A 19,542-nucleotide genomic window follows, 5' to 3' on the forward strand; every position below is an offset into this window, starting at 1 on the left:
GTGATCGCGCGCTCGGGAGCGCACCGCCCGCCGTTTCAGGCGTGGCCCTCCGGCGGCTCGGGCACCCGCAGCCGGGCGATCAGGCCGCCTTCGGGCGAGGAGGCGAAGGACAAGTTGCCGTCGAAGCGCATCATCAGGCGGTGCGCGGTGGGGATGCCGAGGCCGAACCCCTTGGTGTCGCGCGCGCGGGCCGCGTCCAGGCGGAAGAACGGGTCGAGGATCGCCTCGAAGTAGCACGAAGGGATGCCCGGCCCGGAATCGGCGATCTCGATGCTCCAGTGGCCCCGGCTGCCTTCGCTCCCGGCGCCCCCGTGCTCGCGGCGGACGGTGACGCGCGCCTCGGTGCCGAACTGGATCGCGTTCTCGACCAGCGCTTCCAGCGCGAGCGACAGCGGCTCGCGGAAGGTGCGCACGAAGGCGGGACCGTCGACCGTCACCCGGGCGAGGTCGCCGTAGCGCCAGAGCACGTCGCGCACCAGCTGGCCAAGGTCGAGCGGCTCGGGCTCGGCGCTCAGGTGCTGGGCGCGCAGGAAGCGCTGGAGCGAGGCGAGCAGGGCTTCCATCTCGTCCACGCTGGACAGGATGATGCCGCCCAATTCGGCATCGTCGATCAGTTCGGCGGCGACTTTCTGGCGCGAGAGCGGCGTCCGCAGGTCGTGGCTGATCGCCTCGAACGATCGCGCCTGGTCCTGCAGCAGGCGGGCGATGCGCTCCTGCATGACGTTCATCGAATGGGCCAGCTTGCGCAAGTCGGGCGAGCCGGTCTCGCGCACGGTGACCTGCCGGCCCTGGCCGATCGCGTCGGCCGCGTCGCTCATGCGGCGCAGCGGGCGGGTCAGGACGTGCAGGGCGAGCAGGCCGATGCCCAGGCACGCCAGCGTCGTCGCCAGCGTCAGCACCGTGGCACGCAGCGCGACCGGCCACATCGCGTTCATGTCGCGCGAGCGGAAGTTCAGCCAGTGCCCGTCCGCCAGCCGTATCGAGCCGACGAGGTCGCGCTTGTTGCGATGCACCTGCCGCACCGCGAGGCGCAGCGAGCGCCCGCCGAGCGAAGGTTCCCACTCGATGATGCGCCGGGCGATTTCCTCCAGCGTCGCGTCGGCGTCGGGCCTGGCGACGCTGGGCGCGTCCGCCACCGCGGCCGCCAGATGGCGGGTGCTCATGGTGGGTGCGGTCAGCCTCGGGTCGAGCGCGTGGATGCGGTCGCTCACCACCAGCAGTTCGGCGACGCGGCGGGCATGGTCCTCGCTCAGCGTCTGCCGGTCGATCGACTGGTAGAAAACGAGACTGGCGGCCAGTTGCATCACGCCCAGCAGCATGAATACGAGCGCAACGTAGACCGCGAAGCGCGGCGCGAAGGGTCGGGCCACTCTGATCCTCTCTCGTTGCTCCACACTCTCCGGATCGGGCGCGGTCTTCCAACCCCGGTCACACCCCGGCCCGGCGACGTCAACCGCAGCGGCATTGCCAGCAACGATTTGATACGTATTTCCACCCCGGCGCAATGGTCGAGCGCGTGCGGCGACGATTGGCGGCGCGGCCTATTCGTGGCATGTTCGCGCGGTGGAGAGATGCAGGGCGGCTGAACCCGAAGGGCAGCCGGTCATCGTGGCGCGGTGCGCCGCCTTTCCCGCGACTCACGAGAGGAGACATTCCATGGACGCGAAGACGAGTGATCCGCTTGGCGGCTGTCCGTTCCAGGGCGCCGCGGCAAGGCGCACGCTGACCGGCCGGTCGAACCGCGACTGGTGGCCCAACCAGCTTTCCCTCGATATCCTGACCCAGGGCGGCGTCTCGCCCAGCCCGCTGGGTGCGGACTTCGACTATGCCGCGGCCTTCCGGTCGCTCGACTATGCGGCGGTCAAGGCAGACCTGACCGCGCTGATGACCGACAGCCAGCCGTGGTGGCCGGCGGACTACGGGCACTACGGCCCGTTCTTCATCCGCATGGCCTGGCACAGCGCCGGCACCTACCGCACCGGCGACGGGCGCGGCGGCGCGTCGTCGGGCTCGCAGCGGTTCGCCCCGCTCAATTCGTGGCCGGACAACGCCAATCTCGACAAGGCACGCCGCCTGCTCTGGCCGGTCAAGAGCAAGTACGGCGCGGCGCTGTCGTGGGCCGACCTGATGATCCTGGCGGGCAACGTCGCCATCGAATCGATGGGCGGCCCGGTCTTCGGCTTCGGCGGCGGCCGCGCCGACGTGTTCGAGCCCGAGAAGGACATCTACTGGGGCACCGAGGAGTTCTGGGTCGGTCAGGAAGGCAACGAGACGCGCATCCAGCCCGAGCGCGAGATGGTGCTCGAAAGCCCGCTCGCGGCGATCCAGATGGGGCTGATCTACGTCAATCCCGAAGGCCCCGGCGGCAATCCCGACGCGCTCCAGTCCGCACGCGACATCCGCGAGACCTTCGAGCGCATGGGCATGAACGACGAGGAGACCGTGGCGCTCACTGCCGGCGGCCACACCTTCGGCAAGTGCCACGGCGCCGGCGACGCGTCGCTGGTGGGCGCCGAGCCCGAGGGCGCGGACATCGCGATGCAGGGCCTGGGCTGGCAGAGCGGCCACGAGAGCGGCATCGGCGACCATACGATCACCTCGGGCCTGGAAGGAGCGTGGACCCCGAACCCGACGCGGTGGGACGGCGGCTACTTCCACATGCTGCTGGACTACGACTACGAACTCGTCCGCAGCCCCGCCGGCGCGAAGCAGTGGCAGCCGATCGACCAGAAGCCGGAGGACCTGGCTCCCGGCGCGCACAGCCCGGACAAGCGCCTGCCGACGATGATGACCACTGCCGACATGGCGATGAAGGTCGATCCGGCCTACCTCGCGATCTCGCAGCGCTTCCGCGCCGATCCGGCCGCTTTCGCCGATGCCTTCGCGCGGGCCTGGTTCAAGCTGTGCCACCGCGACATGGGGCCCAAGGCGCGCTATCTCGGCCCCGAAGTCCCGGCCGAGGACCTGATCTGGCAGGACCCGATCCCGGTTCTCGACCATCCGGTGATCGATGCGGCCGACGTCGCGGCGCTGAAACAGGCGATCGCGTCCTCGGGCCTGACGGTGGCCGAACTGGTCGCGACCGCCTGGGCCTCGGCCTCGACGTATCGCGGGTCCGACCATCGCGGCGGCGCCAACGGCGCGCGCATCCGCCTGGCGCCGCAGAAGGACTGGGAGGTCAACGAGCCGGCGCGGCTGGCGCGGGTGCTCGGGGTGTACGAAGGCATCAAGGCCGATTTCGACGGCAAGGGCGATGGCGGCAAGCGGGTCTCGATCGCCGACCTCGTCGTGCTGGGCGGCGTCGTCGGCGTGGAGAAGGCGGCGGCCGACGCGGGCAATCCGGTAGCCGTGCCGTTCGTCCCCGGCCGCACCGACGCCGCGCAGGAACAGACCGACGTCGAAGGTTTCGCCGTCCTCGAACCCAAGGCCGACGGTTTCCGCAACTACCTGCAGGTGCCGTTCAACGTTCCGACCGAGGAACTGCTGATCGACCGGGCGCAACTGCTCGGCCTCTCGGGGCCGGAGATGACCGCGCTGGTGGGCGGGCTGCGGGTGCTCGGCGCCAACCACGGCGGCAGCGCCGATGGGGTGCTGACCGACCGTCCGGGGCAGCTCACCAACGACTTCTTCGTCAACCTGCTCGACATGCGCACGGCGTGGAAAGTGGTGGACGAGAGCGGCGACGAGAAGTTCACCGGCTCCGACCGCGCGAGCGGCGAGGTCAGGTGGACGGCGACGCGCACCGACCTGGTGTTCGGCTCGAACTCGCAGTTGCGCGCCCTGTCGGAAGTCTATGCCTCGGCGGACGGGGCGGCGAAGTTCGTGACCGATTTCGTATCGGCATGGACCCGGGTGATGAACGCGGATCGCTTCGACCTGGCGTGAGCGGGCTGTCGTCCCCGCCCTGGCGGGGACGACGCTACCCCCGCGTGTCGCCCGGCCAGGTCTTCTGCGCGGCCCAGCCGTCCGCTTCGAGGCGGCGCAACTGGTCATTCACCGCGCGCTCGATCCGGGTGCCGGCTTCGTCGCGGCAGCCCATGCGATAGGTGAGCGTCGTGCGGGTGCCGGTGGCGCCGATCCATTCGATCGTCAGGCTCGACATGTCGGTGGGCGCTTCCGAAGTGCAGGAGAACGCCTGCTCGCTGCCGGTCGGCGGCCGCACCGGCGCGAACGCGCGGCGTACGTCTTCGTAGCCTGCGCGCCCGACTGAGTGCGACCGGGGGCCGAGGACGGCGGTATGCCGCTCGCCCTTGAAGTCGACCCGCCCGGCCGGCGTCACCGCCAGGGTATAGACCGGGCAGAAGCCGAAGCACGGCCCGCGCGATATGCGGATTTCCTCGGAGGCCGGGGTGGGAAGGGCACCGGACTGCACGCGGGGGGTGCAGCAGATAAGCAGCCCGGTGCCCAGAACGACGGCGGAGAGGAATAGCCCGCGCATCGCCCTTTACCAGCCGATCGAGACGGAGGCGCGCATGGCGAGGTCCACCCGGCCGTGACGGTCTTCCGCGGACACTTCGCCGCCCATCGTGAAGCCGGAGGACCCGCCGATCGCCCGCAGGCGCGCGAACCAGCCGCTCGTCGCGTCGTCGCCGGTGACGGTGAAGTCCTGCCCGCCGTCGAAGTGCGCGGTCGTGGCGCCCAGGCCGCCGCTCAGGATCTCGCGCCAGCCGCCTTCGGTCTCGACGCGGAACCAGTTCTCGTCCTGCGCGCGCATGCCCAGGAAATCGACGCCCACGGTCATGCTCGGGTTCACCGCCAGTTCGTCGCTGGTGCGCGAGGCGACGGTGAGGTTCAGCTTCTCGCCGCCGGTCTCGGTGTAGCCGTCCTCCTTCAGGCGCACGTAGTCTACGGTGACGCCCGGCCGGAAGAAGAAGAACTGCGAGCCGCCCTCGAACGAGGCGCCGCCCGCCGCGGTGACGAACTTGCCGTCCCACTTGGCGTCCATCGTGCGGCGCACGGTCTCCTGCCCGATCACGCCGGTGAAGTTGCGCTCGCCGTCGAAGTCGGCCTTGCCCACCGAGCCGCGCGCGAAGGCGCTGACGGGGCCGAACTTGGCCCGCCAGTGCGCGGCCAGTTCCATCGCGGTCGAGTCTACTTCGGACACGTCGCCGTTCTTGTGGTTGTTCCACAGGTAGGCGAACGTGCCGCCGAAGCGACCGAACTTGGTCTCGTATTCGCCGGTCGCGGACCAGGCATAGCCGCTCAGCTTGTAGGCCGCGCTCTGGCCGGTCTTCCGGTCGCTGCCCCAGACCGCCATGTTGAGCGAGGTGGTGAAGCGGCCGCTGCGCACGATGGGGCCCTGCGGGTCCTGGATCTGGCGGGCGAGGGCGCGGGTGCCCAGGCTGATGCCCTCGAAGGCCCCGCCCGCGTGGTCGGGCAGGAGCTGGCCGACGGCGGCACGGAACGCATCGCCGCTGGTGATGCCCAGGAACACGTCCTCGACCTTCTGGTCCTTGCCCAGCACCGCGAACACCGCGTCGTAGGCCGCCGCGCCCGAGCGGTTGAGGCCCAGTTCGGCGACGGTGCGCTTGGAGACGTCGACGACGATGGTGTTGGCGGCGGCGTCCTTGTCGAGTTCGGCCTTGAACATGAAGGGCACGAGATCGGTGACGGTGGCCAGCTTGTCGCGGCCGGTGAGAGTGCCGGCCGTGAGGACCTGGTAGCTGCCCTCGGCGGTCGACACGTCGGCCAGGCGGATCGACAGCTTGGCGCCGTCCGCGAAGCTGGCATTGCCGGCGACGTTGTAGGACGAGCCGGCGCCGGCGGTCTTGTCGAGCGTCACCACGATCACACCCGTCGCGCCGACGTCGAGCGAGGCGATCGAGGCGGGCTTGCGGATGTCGAGCGTGCCGCCCGCGACCTTGACCGCGAGATTGGCGGAATTGGCGATCGAGCCGCCGAAGTAGGCACTGCCCGAAAGGTTGAGCGCATCCGCGCCGCCGCCGAAGTCGACCGCGCCGGAATAGGCGGCGGTGCCGGCGAGCGCGATCGTGTCGTTGCCCGCGCCGAAGCTCACCGCGCCGGTCTGCACCGCGTCGCCCGACAGGTTGAGCGTGTTGCTGCCGCCGCCGAACGACACGTCGCCGGCCAGCGTGCCGTCGGCGACGTCGAGCAGATCGTTGCCCGAGCCCAGCCGCACGTCGCCGACGATCGAGGGCGCGGTCACGCCCGAGGCGACCTGCGTTTGCCTGACGGTCAGGTTGCCGGTCGAACCGGCGAGGTCGATGGCGATGTTGCGGCCTTCGCCTGCCTTGGCGCCGGTGGCGGAGATGGTCCCGGCGTTCTCGATCAGGGTCAGCGAGCCGCTGGCGTCGGAGATGGCGGTGGCCGAACCCTTTTCGCCGGCGACGGCCTTGATCGTGCCGCTGTTGCGGATCGTCGGCAGGTTGCCGCCCGCATCGATGCGCACCGCCGTGGCCAGCGCGCCCGCCGCATTGCCGGTGCTTGCCGAGATGCTGCCGGTGTTCTGGAGCTGCGGCGTCGTCGCGCCCGCACCGATGCGCAGGGCGATGGCGTTGGCATTGTTCGAAACGGCGCCGACGGTGCCGGAGATGCCGATACCGTTGGCGATCGAAACCGCGCCGCCGCGCCCGCCGATGGCCAGGCCGTTGGCATTGACGCCCGCATAGAGGCCCTGGCCCTCGACCGAACCCTCGACGATGAGGCCGAACTTGCTGGCGGTGCCGGAAACCGGGCCGATGGCGACGGCATGGTCGGCAGCGCCCACCTGCATCGCGGCCGCCGAACCGTAGGAGACGACCTTGGCGTTGCCTTCCTTGGCGTCCTCGATGCCGTCGGCGTCCGAGTCGGGCTTGGCGGCATCCGCCTTGGGCGCGACGGCCAGCACGATCCCGCCGGCCACGTTGCCCTCGACGATCAGCGCCGAACCGCCCTGGAGCAGGTCGTCGGCATCGAGTTTGGAGGGGTCGGAGGGGGCGGTGGTATAGCGGTAGCCGGTCGCGGCCACCGTCCCCTGGACGACCATTGCGCCGTTCACGTCACCGGCGAAGCGCGCGCCGATGGCGTCCTTGCCCTGCGCCGAGACCGAGCCGGCAAGGCGCACGTTGCCGTCGATGCCCTGCGCCGAGACGCCTACGGTGCGGTCGCCCAGGACAGTGGTGGTGCCGTCGTGCGTGAAGGCGCCGGTCAGCTTGCCGCCGAGCGCGATGCCGGCCGAATCGTTGCCCTTGACGGTGATCGTGCCGCTCTGGGTGATTTTGCCGGCATGCGCACCCTGGGTGCGGATGCCGGTGCGGTTGGAGCCGAGCGCGAAGGGACCGTCGAGGTCGCCATCCTTGTCGGTGTCGGTGGGGGTGTAGGGCTCGTCGACGGTGATCGTGCCGGTGTTGACGATGTCGCCGCTGGTGCCGGCCAGCGAGTCGATGCCGACGGCGCCGTTGGCATTGGTCACTGTCAGGGTGCCGGCATTGGCGACGGCATGGTTGCTGTCCTGGGTGATCGCGGTGCCGGTGGTCAGCGTGACGCCGCCGTCCTTGGTGACGTTGATGGCGTCGGCGGCGCCGGCCTTGATGGTCGAGGTCTTGAGCGGGGTGGTCCCCTTGGTCTTCACGTCCTCGGCATGGGCGGCCGTGGCGATGGCCAGCAGGGCGGTCGTGGCGAGGAGAGTCTTTGGCAGCGTCTTGGCAGACAGGTAGCGAGGCATCTTCGTCCCTTCAGGTCGGTATTGAAGCCTGAGACGGAGACCTTCGGGGGGAGCCTTGAAAAAAGTTCGGGGCGACTTCGGCTGCGTGCGCTCAGAACCGCGCGTCGAGGCCCAGCCGCAAGGTGCGCGGGCGCAGCGGCGTCACCTGGTCGCGCCCGGTCCCGAACGGGGTGCCGAGCGAGAAGCGGTTGCCGCGCGAATTGGTGAGGTTGCTCACCGCCAGCGTCACGCCGTAGTGCGCGGTGCCGATGCGCAAGTCCGCGCCGCTGTCGAGATAGTCGCCCTGCGGCCGGCCCAGTTCCGGCCCGATGCCGAGCCGCGACTTGCCGACGTAGCTGGCCCAGCCATTGGCGCTCAGCCGCAGGTCGTCGCTCAGTTCGTGGGTCCAGCCTACGCCCACGCGACCCGAGAACTGCGCGATGTTGGGCACTTGCATCGAGCGCGCCAGCGTCGCGTCGACGAGGCTGAAGCCGGCGACGTCGGCAGTGGGCGCGGCGCGCGCGACGAGGGCGAGGAGTTCGGTCGGCGGGGTGTCGACCTTGCTCTGGTTCCACGTCGCGCCGGCCTCGACGCGCAGGCCGGTGGCCAGTTGCACTCCTCCGGCGACGCTTGCCGACCAGACCCGGCCGTCGCCGATGTTGGCGGTGCTCGGCAGGCCGGAATTGTCGATGAAGTCCGCCTGGATGTCGCGCCAGCGGGTGTAAGAAACGCTGGCGGCGACGTCGAACACCCCGGCGCCCGGCCGGCCGTGCCGCACCCCGAACTCCCAGGTCCCGGTGCGGTCGCCCTTGAAGCGGCGCACGAACTCGCTCTCGATCGCGAAGCCGCCGGGGCGGAAGCCCTCCTGGTAGCGCATGTAGAGCGAGGTATCGGCAAGCAGCTCGGCATTGAGGGCGACGGAGGGCAGGACGGTGGTGGAGGAGCGGTCGGCGGTCACCGCCGCGCGCGCGAAGGCGATGGAGGCAGTTGGTGCTGCCCCCACGTCCTCGCCCGCGCCCCTGAGCCGCGAATGGGTCACGCGCCCGCCCGCCGTGGCGGTGAGCCCCGGCCGGATGCGCAGGCTGGCCTCGGCGTAGAGCGTCGCCTCGTCGATGGTGTTGCGCACGCCGGTGGCGGCCATGGTCGCCGCCTCGGTCTCGAAGCCGCGCGTCAGGACGGTGCGGTTGTGGGTGTAGCTGGCGCCCAGCACCCAACTGAAGCCGCCGCGCTCGGGCTGCCACGCCCGCGTCTCGTGCGCGATCATGCGCGTGCGGTTCTCCTGGTAGAACAGGCGCGGCGCATCTTCCGAGAGGCTGGCGTCGTAGCGCTCCTCGAGATGCTGGCGGACCGCGCCGGTGGTGGAACGCACCCGCACGTCGCCGATACGGCCGGAGATCACCAGTTGCCCCATCGCATAGTCGGCGTCCGAGCCCTCCTGTACGGGGGCGTCGCTGCTCAACGGCGGCTCGGCGCCGCGCGTGGCGTACTGGCTGTCGCGGGCGTGGGTGGACTGGCCGAGGCCGATCAGGTCCACCGTCCAACCCGGCGCGATCTCGGCCCGCAGGGCCGCCCGGCCGCCGAGGATGCGGGTGCGGTTGACGTCGTCCCGGCCGAGGCGCGGCTTGTCGATGTAGCCGCCCAGCGTCGCCGCATCGGCATTGGCGCGAAAGGCTAGGCCCTCGCTCAACGGCACGTTGATGGTGGCCGCCGCATCGCCGCCGGGCGAGCCGTCCTGCGTCACCGAGCCGCCGAGCGCGATCGACCCGCTCGCCTCGCCCAGGACCGGCGGGTTGGGCACGAGGCGGATGATGCCGCCCAGCGAACCGGCGCCGTAGAGGGTGCCTTGCGGGCCCTCCAGCACTTCGACGCGGGCCATGTCGGACAGCCGCAAGTCGGGATCGGGAGCATTGTAGGTGAGGCGCAGGTCGCCCAGGTACTGGCCCACGGTCGCCTGCGTCGGCCCGGTGAAGCTGCTGTCGGCGATGCCGCGAATGAACAGCTTGTTGCGCCCGCTGCCCAGGTGCGTCGACGTGACGGTGGCGAGGCGCTGGGTGATCTTCTCCGTGCCGCCGATGCCGCCCGCCTCCAGCGAGGCGCCGTCGAGGATCGAGACTTGTCCCGGGACCTGCCCGATCGCGAGGTCGCGCTTCGAGGCGAGCACGACGATGGGCCTTGCCGCCGCTGCGTCGGTGGGCACCGGGCCGCGCGCCTGTGAAGGTGTTTGCGGCGCGGGGCGAGGCGGGGGGGCGGCCTCGATGCGCCATGCCCCGGGCGCCACCGCGACGGCGCGTGCTCCGGCGGCCCGGGCGAGACGGCGCACGGCCTGCGCGGTGTCCATCCTGCCGCGCAGGGACGGCACCGTGCGGCGGGCCACCGCGGGATCGGCGACGACGATGCTCGAGCCCGTCTGGCGCGCCAGCTCGATCGCGACGTCGCCCGTCGTGCCGGCGCGCGTGGACACCGCCACGCCTTGCGCCAAGGCGATCCCGGGCATGGCCAGCACGGCCGCCGCGATCAGGGGGACGCGGCGCATGCCTCAGGTCGAGCCGATCACCCAGCGTTTGCCCTGCGGACGGACCGACAGCCCGAGCAGCGGCCCGATGGCGGCGGGGTCCTTGCGCAGCGGCGCGACCAGGATCGAGCCCGAGACGGTGCCGGCCGAACCGGGCGCGGCGGCATAGTCGATGCCGGTCGCGCGGCGCAACTGTGCGGCGACGTCGTCGAGCGAGGCGATCTCGAAAGTCAGGCGCCCCTCGCGCCATTCGCCGACCCGGGCGGGTTCGACCTTCGACAGCGTATAGTCGGAAGCCCCGGCGCGGCGGCGCAGGATCTCGCCTGGCGAAACGCGGACGTCGGCGCCGCCGGGATCATACTGCACCGCGCCTTCGGATACCGCGACGCTCAGGCCCTCGCCGTCGCTGCGCACGTCGAAGACGGTGCCGATGTCGACCAGCCGCCGGTCGCCGACCGTGACCTCGAAGGGATCGGAGGCGTCATGGCGCACGGTGAACAACGCCTGGCCGGAGTCGAGTCGGGCGAAGCGGTGGTCCTTGCGGTCGAACGTCACGGCAGTGCCGCCGGCAAGCTCGATCCGGGTCCCGGCGTCGAGCGTCACCGCGCGGGTTTCGCCCAGCGCGGTCTGTACCGTGTAGAGATCGCGGCTCTCGCCCTGGAACAGCCAGAACGCGCCGACCAGCGCCAGCGATGCGGCGATGGCACTACTCATCCAGCCACGGCGCGACCGGGCGCGAGGTTGAGCGCGATGCTCGGCCACGTCGTCGTTGGCGGGGCCGGACAGGGCGACCAGTTCGGAAGCCTCGGCCACCGAGGCGGTGACGTCGTCGTAGGCGCGGGCGTGGGCCGGGTCGGCCTCCAGCCAGAGCATGAACGCATCCCAGTCGGCGAACGCGGGGTCGCCCGTGCGCACCGCCCAGTCGAGCGCCTGTTCCCTGATCGTGCCGTCACTCGCCATTACGCGCTCCTTCTGCGGCAAGGACGGAGTCGATCGCCGCCAGCCTTGCCGCCAAAGTGGTCGCCAAAGTCGTCACATGCGTCATGAGCGGCCTCATCGCGCCCGGTCCCTCCATTCGGCGAGCGCGCGATAGGCCACGCGCAAGTCGCTTTCGACCGTGCTCAGGCTGATGCCGAGGTCGGCGGCGATGGTCTTCTGGGCCACGCCGTCGATGCGGTGGCGGCGAAAGATCGTGGCGGCCCGATCGCCCAGCGCGTCGAGCACCGCCAGCACGCCGGCCGCCTCCTGCGCGGCGGCGATGCGGCGTTCGGCGGAGGGTTCGGCAGAGACTCCGGGCGGGTCTCCGGCGTTGATCTCGGTCCAGTCCCGGTCGCGCGCACCGGCCTGTCGTTGCGAGCGGAAGCGGTCGATCATCAGCAGGTCGGCGGTGCGGAAAAGATACGAAAGCGGCGAGGCGACGGGGCCCGGGCGGCTCGCGGCGATCTTTAGCCACACGTCCTGCACGAGGTCCTCCGCCGCATCGCCGGCGCCGCGCGCGCGCAGGAATCGCGTCAGCTTCTCCCGGTTCTCGAGAAAAGCCGCTTCAAGTCCGGCGCTGGAGGGTCCTGTCGTCACTGGATACTTGGATTGCTGTAGTCGCCCGCGCAGATAGACGTTCGCGTCGGCGCGGGGAAGGGCCCAACGCGCAAGCTGCGTGAAGCCGGCCGGAAAGCCCCGAACCGGACCACACCCTCACCCGACCTTTTCACGACAGTGTATCCTGAATGGGAGGCGGGGTCGGGGTGTGGGTCGGAACCGGGCCGGAAAGTCGCCATTCGGCGGCTTTCGAAGCAGAAGCTCAGAACTCCGGCAGCGTCTGGTCGGCAAAGCCCCAGCCGCGCAAGTCCCGTGCGCGTTCGACCAGCGCGTCGGCATCGCCGATCGAGAAGGGGTGCGCGTCCGTCATCGCATCGAGTTCGTCCCAGGCGATCGGCACGGCGACCGGCGCGCCGACGCGGGCCCGGGCGGAATAAGGCAGGACGGCGGTGGCGCCGCGCTGGTTGCGCAGCCAGTCGATGAAGATGCGGCCCTTGCGCTTGGCCTTGCTCATCGTCGCCACGTAGCGATCGGGTTCGGCCAGGCTCAGCGCTTCGGCGAAGCGGCGGGCGAAGTCCTTGTGCGTGTCCCAGTCGTGACCACGCTTGAGCGGCACCACGACGTGCACGCCCTTGCCGCCGGAAAGCATCGCGAAGCTGACCAGGCCGATGTCGGACAAGTGCGCGCGGATGTCCTTGGCGGCGCGCACGCATTCCTGGAAGTCGAGCGCCTCGTCGGGGTCGAGGTCGAAGATCATGCGGTCCGGCAACTCGACCTCGTCGGCTTTGGAGGCCCAGCCGTGGAACTCGATCGTGCCCATCTGGACGCAGGCGACCAGCCCCTCGGCATCGGTCACGTACAGATAGTCTTCCGTGCCTCCGTCCTTCTCGCGGATCGGCACATGGCCGACGTGCGGCCCGAACGAGCCGCTGTCGTGCTTCTGAAAGAAGCATTTCTTCGCGCGCCCCTGCGGGCAGCGCACGAGGCTGACCGGCCGGTTGGCGGCGACCGGCAGCATCAGCGGGGCGACGGCGGCATAATAGTCGGCAAGGTCGCCCTTGGTCTCGCCGCTTTCGAAAATCTCGCGCTCGCGGTTGGAGACCTTGACGTCGATCCGTGCCTGCGGGGCGGCCTGCGCCTTTTCGGGAGTCACGCTGCTTGCCTCCTTGTCCGCGCGCAGGCCGAGGAAGCTGCCGTGGCGCACGCGGCCCTCGGCGGTCAGTTCGGCAAAGGCGATCTCGGCGACCAGCCTGGGCGTGACCCAGCTCGCCCCGCGCGCATCGATGCGGTCGACTTCCAGCGGCGCTGTCTTGCGCGCCAGCTTCTCCAGCCGGGCCGCCATGTCGGCAAGACCGTCGGCATCGAACCCGGTGCCCACCTTGCCGCGATAGACCAGCGTCCCGCCTTCGTACTGCCCAAGCAGCAGCGAGGAGAACGGCCGCCCCTTGGCGCTGGACTTCGCCCAGCCGACGATGACGAACTCCTGGCGCCGGGTGCATTTCACCTTGACCCAGCTTCGGCTGCGGCGTCCGGAGTAGGGTGCGTCGACGCGCTTGGCGATGATGCCTTCCTGCCCCGCCCCGCACATCGCGGCGTAGAGTTTCTCGCCCGCGCCGATGACGTGGTCGGCGACGAAGACGGGCGGCCTTGCCTCGACCAGCAGTGCCTCGAGCCGCTCCTTGCGTTCGACCTGGGGCAGGGCGGCCAGGTCTTCGCCATCGATGTGGAGCAGGTCGAAGGCGTGGAATTCGAGCGCGTCGTCCTTGCCCTGGGCGCCATGGCCGCGCTTGAGCACCGACTGGAGGCTGGAAAAGTCGGGGTTTCCGGCAGCATTGCGGACGATGATCTCGCCGTCGATGAGCGAAGGCGGCAAGTCCAGCGCAGCGACGTGCGCGGCGAGGGGGGCGAACTTGTCGGTCCAGTCGAGGCCGCTGCGGGTGTAGACCCGGACCTTGTCGCCCGCCGCGGCAACGAGTGCGCGGTAGCCGTCGAACTTGATCTCGTGCATCCACAGGTTGCCCGTCGGGACCGTATCGACCAGCGTCGCCAGTTGCGGCGCGCGGAACTTCGGCGGCTGCCCGGCGGTCTTGCGCACCGGCCGGGCTTTCCTGTCGTTCCGTGCGGAAGCCTGTCGCATCACTTGGGTGAAGGCATCGCCCTTCTTGCCCTTGAGCGAATGGGTGCCGGCCTTGTCAGCCTCGATCTCGGCCATGGTGCGGCCGGTCAGGACGCTGGTGAGGGCTTGTTCGACCAGCGTGTCGCCGCTGCCGGCATGGGCGTCGTTCACTTTGCGCAGCAGCCAGTTTTCGCGCTTCTCGCCGGGGCGGCCCTTCATGCGCACGAGGAGCCATTCGCCCTTCATCCGCTCGCCTTCGAGCGTAAAGTGAAGATGGCCGTCGGCGATGTCCTTCGCGCTCTTGCCCGCGATCGGCGCCCAGGTCCCGCGATCCCACAGCATCACCGTGCCGCCGCCGTATTCCCCCTGGGGAATGCCGCCCTCGAAGCCGCCGTAGCTGAGCGGATGGTCTTCGGTGCGCACGGCGAGGCGCTTGTCGTCGGGATCGATGCTGGGGCCACGGGTGACGGCCCAGGACTTGAGCACGCCGTCGACCTCCAGCCGGAAGTCCCAGTGCAGGCGCCGCGCCGCGTGCTTCTGCACGACGAAGCTGTTTCCCCCCTTGCTGCTGGCGCGCTTGCCCGAAGGTTCGGCGGTCCTGGCGAAGTCGCGCTTGCGGTTGTATTCGGCCAGGACGTCCGCGCCGGGATCGACCTTGCCTGAATCGGCAGCCTTGCTCTTCGCCCGCGCGGCCATGGTACGTCTCCTTCTCGTGCGAAGAAGCGGCGCAAGCGTCCCGTGGTTCCCGCTCCGTGGTTCCCGCCCCGTGGCTCCCGTAAGCCGTTCGACCTCAGACGTTCGCCAATAGCTTCGACAGACCCGCAAGATCCTCGGCAAACCGCGCATGTTCGCGCTCGCGCGCGGCGCCATCGAGGCGCAGGAGATAGCTGGGGTGGGCGGTCAGCCATACCGTCGTCCCGTCCGGCTGGACCAGTGCCTGCCCGCGCTCGCGCCCGATCGAAGGAGTGCGGCCGAGCAGTCCGCGGGCGCTGCTGGCGCCCAGTGCCAGGGTCACGCGGGGCTTGACCAGCGCCCGCTCGCCGTCGAGCCACCAGCGGCAGATGTCGATCTCGCCGGCCGTCGGCGTCTGATGCAGGCGGCGCTTGCCGCGCGGCGCGAACTTGAAGTGCTTGACGGCATTGGTGATGTAGGCCGCCTGGCGATCGATGCCGGCCTCTCCCAGCGCGCGGTCGAGCAACTGGCCGGCGGGGCCGACGAACGGACGGTTCTCGCGTTCCTCGGTGTCGCCGGGCTGTTCGCCCACGATCATCAGCGCGGCGTGGGCGGGGCCTTCGCCCATGACCGCGCGCGTCCCGTTGCAGCCGATGGCGCAGCGGCGGCATTGCGCGATGCCCTGGGCGACGGCCTCCAGGCTGGTGGGGGCTGCGTCCTCGAACAGGCTGGCGCCGATCGCGATCATCTCGGTCTCCCGCTGTCTGGCCCCGGCGATGAGATCGGGGATCTGGCGCGCTTCGGGCAGGTTCTTCCAGTAGCGGCGCGGCATTTCCTTGAGCATCATGCCCACCTTGAGCCGCGCGGGGTTGAAGATCGAACGGTAGTAACCGAGCCAGAGTTCCTCGGTGGCGTCCTCGTCGGGGGCATCGGCCTTCGAGGCGGGCAGGCCTTCGAGCAGGGTCATGCCGTCCCAGTGCAGCGACAGGCGCGGGGTGAGGATCGACCAGCGCTGGCTGGCGAAGCGGTTGACGAAGAAATCGGCGTTGTAGCGCTCGATCCGGTGCTCGGGCTCGAACCAGGCGATGTAGCGTTCGACGCCGTCGTCGTCGGTGACGGAGCGGAAGCGCACGAAGGCGCGCATCTTGTGGATGTCGCGGCGCACTTGCCGGGCCAGCCGTTCCAGCGCGGCGACGTCGCGGTCGGCAGCGTCGTCGAGCAGGCGGGGGCAGTCCTGCAGTCGCCAGAGCACGCGGTAGAGCAGCGCCAGCCGCGCCGGATCGGCGTGCAGGACGACACTTCGGGCCAGTTCGACGAAAGCGCGGCTGGCGCGCACTTCGCGGGCCGGGCCAGCGGGCGCTGCGGAGGGCGCGGCGAACAGGTCGCTCGTGCCGCCCGCCTCGCTCCAGGCGACGGCATCGGGCGGGGTGCCCAGGCCGATCAGCCGCCGCGCCTCGCTGCGCCAGGCCTCGAAATCGTCGGGCTCGTGCAAGTCCACCGCGATCATGCGAACAGTTCCATCTGCCGGGCCGGCGGCGTGAGGCTGGCCCGCAAGTCGGCGCGGTCGGTCAGCAGGGTGGGGCGCCAGTCGGCAGTGACGACGAACGGACGCAGCTTCCTTACCGAGGTGGTGAGGCGAGCCACGTCTTCCAGCCGGATCGTGCGATAGCGGCGCGCTGCGATCAGGGCGTCGATGGCCTTGGTGCCCAGGCCCGGCACCCGCAGCATCGCCTCGCGCGGGGCCTTGTTGAGATCGACCGGGAAAGCCTCGCGGAATTTGAGCGCCCAGGCCAGTTTGGGATCGATGTCGAGCGGCAGCATCCCGTCCGCGTCTGCCGCCTGTTGCACTTCGTGCGGAGCGAAGCCGTAGAAGCGCATCAGCCAGTCGGACTGGTAGAGCCGGTGTTCGCGCAGCAGCGGCGGACGCTTCAGGGGCAGCACCGCGCTGGCCTCGGGAATCGGGCTGAACGCGGAATAGTAGACCCGGCGCAGGGAGAATCGGTCGTAGAGCGTGCTGGCCTTGCCGACGATCTGTGCGTCGCTGGCGCCGTCCGCCCCGACGATCATCTGCGTCGACTGGCCGGCAGGCGCGAAGCGCGGGGCGCGGGTGAAGCGCTTGCGCGAATCCCGGGCCTCGTCGATCGCGCTGGAGAGGTTGCCCATCGCCCCTTCGATGGTCGCGCCGTTCTTGTCGGGCGCGAGGCGGGCAAGGCCGGCGTCGGTGGGCAGTTCGACATTGATCGAGACGCGGTCCGCCCACAGCCCCGCCTGCGCGAGCAGTTCGGGATCGGCCTCGGGTATCGTCTTGAGGTGGATGTAGCCGCGAAACTGGTGCTCCTCGCGCAGGATGCGGGCGACTTCGATCAACTGTTCCATCGTATGGTTGGACGACTTGATGATGCCGGAGGAAAGGAACAGCCCCTCGATGTAGTTGCGGCGGTAGAACGACAGGGTGAGGTCCACCACCTCCTGCGGCGTGAAGCGTGCGCGCCGCACGTTCGAACTCTTGCGGTTGATGCAGTAGTGGCAGTCGAAGATGCAGTGGTTGGTCAGCAGCAGCTTGAGCAGCGAGATGCACCGCCCGTCGGGCGCATAGGCGTGGCAGATGCCCATGCCTTCGGTGGAGCCGAGCCCCTTGCCGTCGCGACTGTCGCGCTTGGCTGTACCCGACGAGGCGCAGGACGCGTCGTACTTGGCGGCATCGGCGAGAATCTCGAGCCGTTCCATGACGGTGGGTTGGGACATTCGTTCTATTTATGTTCTTGCGCACCAAAGGGCAAGGGCTTCCTTTCCGGCAGGGGGAGGGGCACGCTCGGCAGGACGCGAGGTGTCGCGATCACGAGGGGCCACTCCACTACCCCCGCGGGTCGTTCCCCGCCGCGTGCCGGGTGGGAATCGAAACGCCCGGCGGTCATGGGATTGACCGCCGGGCGCCGCCCGCTCTGGGGCCCTCCGGGGGACGGGAGGCCTTGATCGATATTGCTTAGCGCAGGAGCGACAGGACGTTCTGCTGGCTCTGGTTGGCCTGCGCCAGCATGGCGGTGGAGGCCTGGCTGAGGATCTGGGCCTTGGCCATCTGGGTGGTCTCGGCGGAGTAGTCGGCGTCCTCGATGCGGCTCTTGGCGTCGGACAGGTTGGTGACGGTGTTGGTCAGGTTGTTGATCGCCAATTCGAGGCGGTTCTGGCCGGCGCCGAGCGAGGCGCGGGTGGCGTTGACGTCCTTGAGCGCGGCGTCGACCTTCGAGAGCGTGGTGGTCGCCAGCGCCGAAGTCGTCACGTCGAGCGAGGAGGCGGTCAGGTTGCTGCCGTCGATCGCCTTGGAGGTCAGCGTGACCTTCTCGCCGGCGTTCGAGCCGGTCTGGATGTCGAAGGTCAGGTCGGTGCCCGAGGTGGTCGAGATCAGCGTGTTGCCGTTGAACTTGACCTGGGTGAACGAGTCGCCGATCTGCGTGGTCAGCGCCGAGACTTCCTGCTGCATGGCGGCGCGGTCCGAGGCCTGGTAGGTGCCCGAGGCCGACTGGATCGCCAGTTCGCGCACCCGCTGCAGCATGTTGCCCACTTCCGAAAGCGTGCCTTCCGCGGTCTGCGCCAGCGAAATGCCGTCGTTGGCGTTGCGGATGCCCTGGCTCATGCCCTTGATCTGCGAGGTCATCGAGGTCGAGATCGCCAGGCCCGCCGCGTCGTCCTTGGCCGAGTTGATGCGCTTGCCGGTCGACAGGCGCTCCATCGCCGTCCCCAGCATCTTGTTCGCCGACGTCGATGCGTTCGATGCGCGGATCGCGCTGATGTTCGTGTTGATGACTGACATGATATTTCCCCGGTAAAGCCTTCTCAATGAAGGCCCCGATGCTGGCGCCTTCTTCGTATGGGAAAGAGAACGGCGGGGGCGCGAATGATTTAAGCCGGCCATGCTTTCGCTTGATCGTCGGTCCATTCGCCCGCATGGCTGCGTCTACTTCGCACCTGCAAACAAAAGGATTCCAGATGCCCTCCGGCCTTGTCGCCCTGCTCGACGACGTATCGGTCATCGCCCGCGCCGCCGCAGCCTCGCTCGACGACGTCGGGGCGGGCGTCGCCAAGGCCGGGACCAAGGCCGCAGGCGTGGTGATCGACGATGCGGCGGTCACGCCCGGCTACGTTACCGGCTTCACGCCGGATCGCGAACTGCCGATGATCTGGAAGATCACCAAGGGCTCGCTGTTCAACAAGCTGGTGATCCTGCTGCCGATCGCGCTGTTGCTCAGCGCCTTCCTGCCGCAGGCGATCACGCCCATCCTGATGCTGGGGGGGCTCTACCTCGCCTTCGAGGGCGCCGAAAAGGTCATCGAGAAGCTGGGCGGCGAAAAGCACGGCGAGACGCTGGAGGACCCGATCGAGGACCCGGTCGCCTTCGAGAAGACCCGCGTTTCGGGCGCGGTGCGCACCGACCTGATCCTCTCGGCCGAGATCATGGCGATCGCCCTGGCCGAAGTCGGAGACGAGACGCTGCTTGCCCGCGCGGTCACTCTGGCACTGGTGGGCATCGCGATCACCGTGGCGGTCTACGGCGCGGTGGCGCTGATCGTGAAGATGGACGACGTCGGGCTGCATCTGGCCCAGAAGGCCAGCGCGGCCGCGCAGGCGACCGGGCGGTTCCTGCTCAAGGCGATGCCGGTGGTGCTGGCCCTGCTGGGCAGCGTCGGCACGCTGGCGATGCTGTGGGTGGGCGGCGGCATCATCCTGCACGGGCTTGAGGAACTGGGCGTACCGCAGCCTGCGCACGTGGCGCACGGCATCGAGCACGCGCTGGCCGAGGCGACGGGGCCGCTCGGTCCGGTGGCGGGCTGGCTGGGCTATGCGGTGGCCTCGGCGATCGTCGGGCTGGTGCTGGGCGCCTTGGTTGCGGTCGGGGTCCACCTGGTCGGCAAGGCGCGCGGCAAGGGACACTGAAGGCTTGGGGTCGCCGGTGTCCGGTCGGAAACTGTCGTTTCCGGCCTGACATTCGCCTCTCCCGCGAATTGCCCCTCAGGCTCTTGGAGGTGGGCGTGGCCTCGTCCGCGATCCGGGAGCACGTCCGGGATCGCG

Annotated in this window: 12 protein-coding genes; 2 read left to right on the forward strand and 10 right to left on the reverse strand. The window is 69.8% G+C overall.

Going from position 1 to position 19,542, the window contains the following annotated elements:
• Window positions 1-35: 35 nt before the first annotated feature.
• Complete coding sequence (locus ACFFDA_RS29260; RefSeq protein WP_404480745.1) at window positions 36-1,370, reverse strand: ATP-binding protein; 1,335 nt, start codon at window positions 1,368-1,370, stop codon at window positions 36-38.
• A 286-nt stretch (window positions 1,371-1,656) separates the two neighbouring features.
• Between ACFFDA_RS29260 and katG the strand changes: the two genes are divergently transcribed.
• Entirely contained in the window at window positions 1,657-3,885 is a 2,229-nt protein-coding gene (gene katG / locus ACFFDA_RS29265) for a catalase/peroxidase HPI (protein WP_404480746.1), read from the forward strand.
• Window positions 3,886-3,919: 34 nt separating this feature from the next.
• Here katG and ACFFDA_RS29270 read toward each other — a convergent pair whose 3' ends face one another.
• The 9 genes from ACFFDA_RS29270 to ACFFDA_RS29310 form a co-directional block, all read right to left on the reverse strand.
• Complete coding sequence (locus tag ACFFDA_RS29270) at window positions 3,920-4,438, reverse strand: DUF6438 domain-containing protein (RefSeq protein ID WP_404480747.1); 519 nt, start codon at window positions 4,436-4,438, stop codon at window positions 3,920-3,922.
• A 6-nt stretch (window positions 4,439-4,444) separates the two neighbouring features.
• On the reverse strand, window positions 4,445-7,663 hold the full coding sequence (locus ACFFDA_RS29275) for an autotransporter domain-containing protein (RefSeq protein ID WP_404480748.1): 3,219 nt from the start codon (window positions 7,661-7,663) through the stop codon (window positions 4,445-4,447).
• Window positions 7,664-7,754: 91 nt separating this feature from the next.
• A complete protein-coding gene (locus ACFFDA_RS29280; RefSeq protein WP_404480749.1) occupies window positions 7,755-10,175 on the reverse strand; it encodes a TonB-dependent receptor in 2,421 nt (806 codons plus the stop codon).
• A gap of 3 nt (window positions 10,176-10,178) precedes the next feature.
• The gene (locus ACFFDA_RS29285; protein WP_404480750.1) at window positions 10,179-11,114 is read right to left on the reverse strand and encodes a FecR family protein; all 936 of its coding nucleotides are present in this window, start codon (window positions 11,112-11,114) and stop codon (window positions 10,179-10,181) included.
• Window positions 11,115-11,207: 93 nt separating this feature from the next.
• Window positions 11,208-11,729 carry an RNA polymerase sigma factor gene (locus ACFFDA_RS29290; RefSeq protein WP_404480751.1) on the reverse strand — a complete coding sequence of 174 codons (522 nt, stop codon included), beginning with the start codon at window positions 11,727-11,729 and terminating at the stop codon, window positions 11,208-11,210.
• Window positions 11,730-11,952: 223 nt separating this feature from the next.
• On the reverse strand, window positions 11,953-14,502 hold the full coding sequence (gene ligD, locus ACFFDA_RS29295) for a DNA ligase D (RefSeq protein ID WP_404480752.1): 2,550 nt from the start codon (window positions 14,500-14,502) through the stop codon (window positions 11,953-11,955).
• Between the two features lie 94 nt (window positions 14,503-14,596).
• Complete coding sequence (locus tag ACFFDA_RS29300) at window positions 14,597-15,985, reverse strand: UdgX family uracil-DNA binding protein (RefSeq protein WP_404480753.1); 1,389 nt, start codon at window positions 15,983-15,985, stop codon at window positions 14,597-14,599.
• The gene (locus tag ACFFDA_RS29305; protein WP_404480755.1) at window positions 15,982-17,223 is read right to left on the reverse strand and encodes a putative DNA modification/repair radical SAM protein; all 1,242 of its coding nucleotides are present in this window, start codon (window positions 17,221-17,223) and stop codon (window positions 15,982-15,984) included. The genes ACFFDA_RS29300 and ACFFDA_RS29305 overlap by 4 nt, the downstream gene beginning before the upstream one ends.
• A gap of 238 nt (window positions 17,224-17,461) precedes the next feature.
• Window positions 17,462-18,286 carry a flagellin gene (locus ACFFDA_RS29310; RefSeq protein WP_404480756.1) on the reverse strand — a complete coding sequence of 275 codons (825 nt, stop codon included), beginning with the start codon at window positions 18,284-18,286 and terminating at the stop codon, window positions 17,462-17,464.
• A 176-nt stretch (window positions 18,287-18,462) separates the two neighbouring features.
• On the opposite strand from ACFFDA_RS29310, the gene ACFFDA_RS29315 reads away from it, so the two are divergent.
• Window positions 18,463-19,407 carry a DUF808 domain-containing protein gene (locus ACFFDA_RS29315; RefSeq protein ID WP_404480757.1) on the forward strand — a complete coding sequence of 315 codons (945 nt, stop codon included), beginning with the start codon at window positions 18,463-18,465 and terminating at the stop codon, window positions 19,405-19,407.
• Window positions 19,408-19,542: the final 135 nt, after the last annotated feature.

Source organism: Novosphingobium sp. BL-52-GroH, from assembly GCF_044813085.1.
Classification (GTDB): domain Bacteria; phylum Pseudomonadota; class Alphaproteobacteria; order Sphingomonadales; family Sphingomonadaceae; genus Novosphingobium.